The following is a 7,741-nucleotide window of genomic DNA, read 5'->3' on the forward strand; positions in this document are numbered from 1 at the left end:
TCGTCTTCCCGATGACGGCCTTCTTCCTGTCCTGGTACTTCCTGTACGTGCTGCTCGCCAACTACGCGCACGACTTCATGGCGACCAAGGTCTGGGGCAACATCACCGTCGGCCTGCTGCTCGGGCTCGGCCAGTTCGTCTCGACCTTCATCATCACGATGGTCTACGCGCGCTGGGCCAACACCAAGCAGGACGCGGTGGCGGAGCGGCTGCGCCTGCACATCGAGGACGGCACCGCCCTGGACGGGGGTGCCGCATGAGCGCCTCCCTGAGCAGCCTGCTGCGAGCCGCCGAGTCGGAGGACATCGGCAACCCCGCGCTCAACATCGCGATCTTCGGCGCCTTCGTGCTCCTCACGCTCGTGATCGTCTTCCGCGCCTCCCGCAACAACAAGACGGCCGCCGACTACTACGCGGCCGGGCGCTCGTTCACCGGACCGCAGAACGGCACCGCGATCGCGGGCGACTACCTGTCCGCGGCGTCGTTCCTGGGCATCTGCGGCGCCATCGCGATCAACGGGTACGACGGCTTCCTGTACTCGATCGGCTTCCTGGTGGCGTGGCTCGTCGCGCTGCTGCTGGTCGCCGAGCTGCTCCGGAACACCGGCCGGTTCACCATGGCCGACGTCCTGTCGTTCCGGCTCAAGCAGCGGCCCGTCCGCATGGCCGCGGCCCTGGCCACCCTGACGGTCGTCTTCTTCTACCTGCTGGCGCAGATGGCCGGCGCCGGTGGCCTGGTCGCCCTGCTCCTGGGCGTGAACGGGCTGGCCGCGCAGGGGCTCGTCATCGCCGTCGTCGGCGCGCTGATGATCCTGTACGTGCTGGTCGGCGGAATGAAGGGGACCACCTGGGTCCAGATCATCAAGGCGATCCTGCTCATCGCGGGCGCCGCGATCATGACGATCTGGGTGCTGGCGAAGTTCGGGTTCAACCTGTCCGACCTGCTCCAGGGCGCCATCGACACGGCCGGTGAGGGCGGCGAGGCGCTCATCGCGCCAGGCAAGCAGTACGGCGTCAGCTCCATGAGCCAGCTGAACTTCTTGTCGCTCGCGCTGGCGCTCGTCCTGGGCACCGCCGGGCTGCCGCACGTGCTCATGCGCTTCTACACGGTGCCCTCGGCCAAGGAGGCGCGCCGCTCGGTCGTCTGGGCCATCTGGCTCATCGGCATCTTCTACCTGTTCACCCTGGTGCTCGGGTACGGTGCCGCAGCACTGGTCGGACCGGAGGCCATCAAGGCCGCACCGGGCGGTGTGAACTCGGCGGCACCGCTGCTCGCGTTCGAGCTGGGCGGCGTCGTCCTGCTGGGCGTCATCTCGGCGGTGGCGTTCGCCACGATCCTCGCGGTCGTCGCGGGTCTGACCATCACCGCCGCGGCGACGTTCGCGCACGACATCTACGCCTCGGTGATCAAGCACGGGGAGGTCTCGCCCGACGGCGAGGTGCGGGTCGCCCGGATCACCGTGGTGGCCATCGGCATCCTCGCGATCATCGGCGGCATCTTCGCCAACGGCCAGAACGTGGCGTTCCTCGTGGCGCTGGCCTTCGCGGTCGCCGCGAGCGCCAACCTGCCGACGATCCTCTACTCGCTGTTCTGGAAGAGGTTCAACACGTCCGGCGCGCTGTGGAGCATGTACGGCGGGCTGATCTCCTGCCTCGTGCTCATCACCTTCTCGCCGGTGGTGTCCGGCAAGGTCGACCCGGTGACGGGCGCGAGCCTGTCGATGATCAAGAACACGAACGTCGACTTCGCCGTGATCCCCCTGGAGAACCCGGGCCTGATCTCGATCCCGCTCGCGTTCGTCCTCGGGATCGTCGGCACCTACCTCAGCAAGGAACCGCCGCACCCCGAGAAGTACGCGGAGATGGAGGTCCGGTCGCTGACCGGCGCCGGCTCCGAGAAGGCGACGGTGCACTGACGCACTGACCGCGGGCGGCCACCTACCCGGGTGGCCGCCCGCGGTGCGTCACGAAGATGGCCGTCCCCGGCAGCCTCGCTCCGCGCACGGGTCCCCAGCCGCCCCACGTCCGGTCGTGACCCGCGGGCCACTCCGGCTCCACCAGCCGGTCGAGGACGAACCCCGCGGACACCAGCTCCGCCACGTGGTCGCCCAGGGTCCGGTGGTACTCGGCGTACAGCACGCGTCCCGACTCGCCGATCTCGGCATAGGGCGTGCGGTCGAAGTACGACCGCGTGGCGGTCAGCCCCGCCTCGCCCGGGTCGTCGGGGAACGCCCAGCGGACCGGGTGGGTCACGGCGAACACCCAGCGACCGCCGGGTCGCAGCACCCGGGCGACCTCCGCATGGACGCGGTCGGCGTCGGGCACGAAGGGGAGCGCTCCGAACGCCGTGAACGCGACGTCGAACGAGGCGTCCGCGAACGGGAGCGCCCGGGCGTCGGCCTGGACCATCGGCGTCGGGCGCCCGACCGCCGCGTCGTACCGGGCTCCCGCGGCGAGCATCCCGCCGGACACGTCGGTGGCGACGACGTTGACGCCCTCGCCGACGAGCCAGCGGGCGCACTGCGCCGCGCCGGCGCCCACCTCGAGCACGCGTCGCCCGGTCAGGTCGCCCAGCAGGTGCGCGTCCTTCTCCCGCACGCCCTCGGGGCACCAGCAGAAGTCCGCCGGTCCGAGGAAGGTGCCATGCTCGTCGAGGTACTCCTGGGCGTTGGCGTCCCACCAGCCGCGGCTCGCAGCTCCTCCCGAGGCTGACGGCACGTCGAGGTAGCCTGCCTCGGCCAGGTGGTCGTCGCTCATGGGACCAGTGTCACGTCTGCCGCGCCGACCGCGCGGATACGCTGTCGTCAGGCAGCCCGACGACGCGCTTCCCATCCAGTTGTTCCCGCGATCAAGGAGTGCCAGCGTGCGAGTCGGTCTGCTCACGGGCGGCGGCGACGTCCCCGGCCTCAACGCCGCGATCCGCGCCGTCGTCAAGCGCGGCGAGGGCGAGTACGGCCACACGATCACCGGTTTCCGCAACGGGTGGCGCGGCGTCGTCGACGGGCTCAGCATGCCCCTGACGCGCGAGCACATCCGCAACCAGCTGGCGGTCGGCGGCACCCTGCTCGGGACCGCCCGCTATCACCCCCACGCGGACAACGGCGGGCTGGACGCGGTGCTGTCCACGCTCGAGTCGGAGAAGATCGAGGCGCTCATCTGCATCGGCGGCGACGGCACGCTGCACGCCGCGAGCAAGGTGGCCGAGGCCGGCATCCGGATCGTCGCGATCCCCAAGACGATCGACAACGACGTCTGGGGCACCGACCAGTCCATCGGCTTCGACACCGCCGTCTCCATCGCCACCGAGGCGATCGACCGCATCCACACCACCGCGGAGAGCCACAACCGCGTGATGATCGTCGAGGTCATGGGCCGGCACGCGGGCTGGATCGCCGCGACGTCGGGCATCGCGGGCGGCGCCGAGATCGTGCTGGCTCCCGAGGAGCCGTTCGACATCGAGAAGATCGAGAAGTTCCTCAAGCACCGGCACCGCGCGCACGCCAGCTTCTCCATCATCGTGGTCGCCGAGGGTGCCGTCCCCGCGCCGGGCACCGCGATGGACTACGAGACGCAGGTCGGCAAGTTCGGCGACATCGTCGCCGGAGCCGTCGGCGAGCGCCTCAAGCTCGAGATCGAGCAGCGCACGGGCTTCGACACCCGCCTCGTCGTGCTCGGGCACGTGCAGCGCGGCGGCATCCCGACGCACGTCGACCGGATCCTCGGTTCGCGCTTCGGGGTYGCGGCGATCGACGCGGCGACCGACGGCCAGTCGAACGTCATGACCGCGCTGCGGGGCGAGTCCGTGGTGATGGTGCCGCTCAGCGAGGTGGCCGGCAAGGTCAAGTACGTGCCGCACGAGCTGCTCGCGGTCGCGCGCGCCCTGGCGTGATCAGGCTTTGACCTGCCCATCGTCACCCCGATAGGGTGGACGGCGGTGCCGCGCGCCCTGTTGCGTCGGCGTGTCCTCACTCGTACTGCTCGTGCGAGGGCTCTCTCCGGGGAGTCGAGGGCGTCCCACCAGATCGCGATCACCACACGCATGTCACCGTGCCGCCGGCACACACGTTCAGTCCGTACAACTTCCCTGTCCGCATCGGAGCCCATCCCTACATGAGCATCACCACCCCCGCGAAGCCCGCCACCCCGCAGGTCGCGATCAACGACATCGGCTCGGCCGAGGACTTCCTCGCCGCGATCGACGCCACCATCAAGTACTTCAACGATGGCGACATCGTCGAGGGCACCATCGTCAAGGTCGACCGCGACGAGGTCCTTCTCGACATCGGTTACAAGACCGAGGGCGTCATCCCCTCCCGTGAGCTGTCCATCAAGCACGACGTGGACCCCGGTGAGGTCGTCAAGGTCGGCGACGTGGTCGAGGCCCTCGTCCTCCAGAAGGAGGACAAGGAAGGCCGGCTGATCCTGTCCAAGAAGCGCGCACAGTACGAGCGCGCCTGGGGCACGATCGAGAAGATCAAGGAGGAGGACGGCGTCGTCACCGGCACCGTCATCGAGGTCGTCAAGGGCGGCCTCATCCTCGACATCGGTCTGCGCGGCTTCCTGCCCGCGTCGCTGGTGGAGATGCGTCGCGTCCGCGACCTCCAGCCGTACGTCGGCAAGGAGATCGAGGCCAAGATCATCGAGCTCGACAAGAACCGCAACAACGTGGTCCTGTCGCGCCGTGCCTGGCTCGAGCAGACGCAGTCCGAGGTGCGCTCCACCTTCCTGCAGACGCTGCAGAAGGGCCAGGTCCGCCCCGGTGTCGTGTCCTCGATCGTCAACTTCGGTGCGTTCGTGGACCTGGGTGGCGTGGACGGGCTCGTGCACGTCTCCGAGCTGTCCTGGAAGCACATCGACCACCCGTCCGAGGTCGTCGAGGTCGGCCAGGAGGTCACCGTTGAGGTTCTCGACGTCGACTTCGACCGCGAGCGTGTCTCCCTGTCGCTGAAGGCGACGCAGGAGGACCCGTGGCAGGCCTTCGCCCGGACGCACGCCATCGGTCAGGTCGTCCCCGGCAAGGTCACCAAGCTGGTTCCGTTCGGTGCGTTCGTGCGCGTCGAGGATGGCATCGAGGGCCTGGTCCACATCTCGGAGCTGGCCGTGCGCCACGTCGAGATCCCGGAGCAGGTCGTCCAGGTCGGCGACGACGTCTTCGTCAAGGTCATCGACATCGACCTGGAGCGTCGCCGCATCTCGCTGTCGCTCAAGCAGGCGAACGAGGGCTTCGACCCGGCCAGCGAGGACTTCGACCCCGCGCTGTACGGCATGGCGGCCGAGTACGACGACGCCGGCAACTACAAGTACCCCGAGGGCTTCGACCCGGCCACGAACGAGTGGCTCGAGGGCTTCGAGGCACAGCGCGAGGTGTGGGAGGCGCAGTACGCGCAGGCCCACGAGCGCTGGGAGGCGCACCGCAAGCAGGTCGCCGACGCCGCGAAGGCCGACGCGGAGGCCGCCAGCGGCGCCGCCGAGGGTGCGACGTCCTCGTCCAGCTCGTCGAGCTCGTCCGCCGGCCCGGTGCCGTCGACGTACTCGTCGTCCACCGAGGAGGCCGCGGGCACGCTCGCGTCCGACGAGGCGCTCGCCGCTCTGCGCGAGAAGCTCACGGGTAACTGAACCCACCCGCTCGATGGCCGGTCACCTTCCGAGGTGGCCGGCCATCGGCGTATCTGTCGAAGGCAGGGCAGGATGGTCGGATGCAACGCATCGGACTGACAGGCGGGATCGCGGCCGGCAAGTCCGTCGCGGCACGGCGACTGGCTGAGCTCGGGGCGGTGGTGATCGACTCCGACGTGCTGGCGCGGGAGGCCGTGGCGACCGGGTCCGCCGGGCTCGACGCGGTCGTCGAGGAGTTCGGCTCCGGCGTGCTCGGGGCCGACGGCTCGCTGGACCGGGCAGCGCTCGCGTCGATCGTGTTCACCGACCCGGCGGCCCGGGCGCGACTGGACGCGATCGTGCACCCGGTMGTCCGTCGGCKCTCCGCCGAGCGCGAGGCCGCCGCCGCGGTGACCGACCACGGAGCCGTCGTCGTGCACGACATCCCGCTGCTGGTCGAGACCGGCCAGGCGGACGCGTTCCACGTGCTCGTGGTGGTGCACGCACCCGCGGTGCTGCGCGTCGAGCGCCTGGTCCGGCTGCGCGGCATGGACCGCAACGAGGCCGAGGCGCGGGTGTCGGCGCAGGCGAGCGACGACGAGCGGCTCGCGGTCGCGGACGTCGTGCTGGACGGCACCGGGAGCGACGACTCCCTGCGGGCTCAGGTGGACGAGCTCTGGGACCGGCTCGCGGTGGAGCGGGCGGACGAGCTCGCGGCCGAGACCCCGTGACGCGCGTCCTGCTGACCGGTTTCGGCCCGTTCGACGGGCAGAGTGTGAACGCGTCGTGGCTCGCGGTCCAGGAGCTCGCCTCGCGGTGGACCGCGCCGCACGAGCTCGTGGTGCGTGAGCTCCCCGTCTCGTTCCGGGGAGCTCGTCAGCAGCTGCGGGTGGCGATCGCGGAGACGTCGCCCGACCTGGTCGTGTGCGTCGGCGAGGCGGGTGGTCGCGCGGCAGTCGGGGTGGAGCGCGTCGCCGTCAACCTGATCGACGCCCGGATCCCGGACGTCGACGGGTCGGCACCGGTCGACGTCCCCGTGATCGCGGGGGCCCCCGCAGCGTTCTTCTCCACGCTGCCGGTCAAGGCGTGCGCCGCAGCGGTGCGCGACGCCGGTATTCCGGTCGAGGTCTCGAACACCGCCGGTCTCTACGTCTGCAACGCGACGTTCTACGCGCTGCAGCACCTGCTGTCGTCACGGCCCGAGGTCCGCAGCGGCTTCGTGCACGTGCCGCGCACGCCGGCCCAGGTCGACGACGGTGGTGCGTCGATGGAGGTCGGCGACGCGGCCTCGGCGCTGCACGCCCTCCTGCGAGCCGCGCTGTCGACGACCACGGACCTGCGGGAGTCCGCCGGCACGCTCGCCTGACCTCCCGCCGACGCGGGTGTCGGTGGTGGCACGTACGGTTGTGGCATGCGTCCAGTCACCGATCTCCAGCGGACCGTCGCGCCGTTCGAGGTGATCTCCGAGTACACGCCGTCCGGCGACCAGCCGAAGGCGATCAAGGAGCTGACCGAGCGCATCAAGGCAGGGGAGAAGGACGTCGTGCTGCTCGGTGCCACGGGTACCGGCAAGTCCGCGACGACGGCCTGGCTCATCGAGCAGGTCCAGCGTCCGACGCTCGTCATGGCCCCGAACAAGACGCTCGCCGCGCAGCTGGCCACGGAGTTCCGGGAGCTGCTGCCCAACAACGCCGTCGAGTACTTCGTCTCGTACTACGACTACTACCAGCCCGAGGCGTACATCGCGCAGACGGACACCTACATCGAGAAGGACTCGTCGATCAACGACGAGGTCGAACGCCTGCGGCACTCGGCCACCAGCTCGCTGCTCACCCGCCGGGACGTCATCGTGGTCGCGTCCGTGAGCTGCATCTACGGCCTCGGGACGCCGCAGGAGTACGTGGACCGCATGGTGACGCTCTCCGTGGGCGACCAGGTGGACCGCGACCAGCTCCTGCGCAAGTTCGTGACCATGCAGTACAMCCGCAACGACRTSGCGTTCACSCGCGGSACGTTCCGSGTSCGSGGSGACACSGTCGAGATCATCCCGGYSTACGAGGAGCTSGCCRTCCGGATCGAGTTCTTCGGCGACGAGATCGAGGCGATCGCCACGCTGCACCCGCTCACCGGGGACGTGGTGCACTCCG

8 protein-coding genes are annotated in these 7,741 nt (G+C 70.0%); 7 read left to right on the plus strand and 1 reads right to left on the minus strand.

The annotated features are described in order from the left end of the window. Together AC1DUQ_RS13525 and AC1DUQ_RS13530 are read left to right on the plus strand one after the other, a co-directional pair. Positions 1-260: DUF485 domain-containing protein (locus tag AC1DUQ_RS13525; RefSeq protein ID WP_477073956.1), on the plus strand; the 260-nt coding region annotated here is incomplete at its 5' end. Further along, a complete protein-coding gene (locus tag AC1DUQ_RS13530; RefSeq protein ID WP_477062162.1) occupies positions 257-1,915 on the plus strand; it encodes a solute symporter family protein in 1,659 nt (552 codons plus the stop codon). The genes AC1DUQ_RS13525 and AC1DUQ_RS13530, both read left to right, overlap by 4 nt. A gap of 22 nt (positions 1,916-1,937) precedes the next feature. On the opposite strand, the gene AC1DUQ_RS13535 is transcribed toward AC1DUQ_RS13530, so the two are convergent. Continuing rightward, positions 1,938-2,756 carry a class I SAM-dependent methyltransferase gene (locus AC1DUQ_RS13535; RefSeq protein WP_477062161.1) on the minus strand — a complete coding sequence of 273 codons (819 nt, stop codon included), beginning with the start codon at positions 2,754-2,756 and terminating at the stop codon, positions 1,938-1,940. A gap of 106 nt (positions 2,757-2,862) precedes the next feature. On the opposite strand from AC1DUQ_RS13535, the gene AC1DUQ_RS13540 reads away from it, so the two are divergent. The 5 genes from AC1DUQ_RS13540 to AC1DUQ_RS13560 form a co-directional block, all read left to right on the plus strand. Continuing rightward, positions 2,863-3,888: a 6-phosphofructokinase gene (locus AC1DUQ_RS13540; protein WP_477062160.1), complete on the plus strand. Its 1,026-nt coding sequence runs from the start codon at positions 2,863-2,865 to the stop codon at positions 3,886-3,888. 221 nt (positions 3,889-4,109) lie between these two features. Then, the gene (gene rpsA, locus AC1DUQ_RS13545; protein WP_056094506.1) at positions 4,110-5,615 is read left to right on the plus strand and encodes a 30S ribosomal protein S1; all 1,506 of its coding nucleotides are present in this window, start codon (positions 4,110-4,112) and stop codon (positions 5,613-5,615) included. Positions 5,616-5,695: 80 nt separating this feature from the next. After that, on the plus strand, positions 5,696-6,325 hold the full coding sequence (gene coaE / locus AC1DUQ_RS13550; RefSeq protein ID WP_477073957.1) for a dephospho-CoA kinase: 630 nt from the start codon (positions 5,696-5,698) through the stop codon (positions 6,323-6,325). Then, positions 6,322-6,960, plus strand: coding sequence for a pyroglutamyl-peptidase I (gene pcp, locus AC1DUQ_RS13555; RefSeq protein WP_477062158.1), 639 nt, complete (start codon positions 6,322-6,324; stop codon positions 6,958-6,960). Before coaE ends, pcp begins: the two co-directional genes overlap by 4 nt. Before the next feature lie 45 nt (positions 6,961-7,005). Further along, positions 7,006-7,741: DEAD/DEAH box helicase family protein (locus tag AC1DUQ_RS13560; RefSeq protein WP_477073958.1), on the plus strand; the 736-nt coding region annotated here is incomplete at its 3' end.

It is taken from the genome of Cellulomonas sp. P4_B5_2 (assembly GCF_056402235.1).

Bases quoted from the DNA above. Each gene is read 5' to 3' on its own strand.
- rpsA (WP_056094506.1), top strand. From the start codon at position 4,110: ATGAGCATCACCACCCCCGCGAAGCCCGCCACCCCGCAGGTCGCGATC.
- AC1DUQ_RS13530 (WP_477062162.1), top strand. From the start codon at position 257: ATGAGCGCCTCCCTGAGCAGCCTGCTGCGAGCCGCCGAGTCGGAGGAC.
- AC1DUQ_RS13535 (WP_477062161.1), bottom strand. From the start codon at position 2,756: ATGAGCGACGACCACCTGGCCGAGGCAGGCTACCTCGACGTGCCGTCA.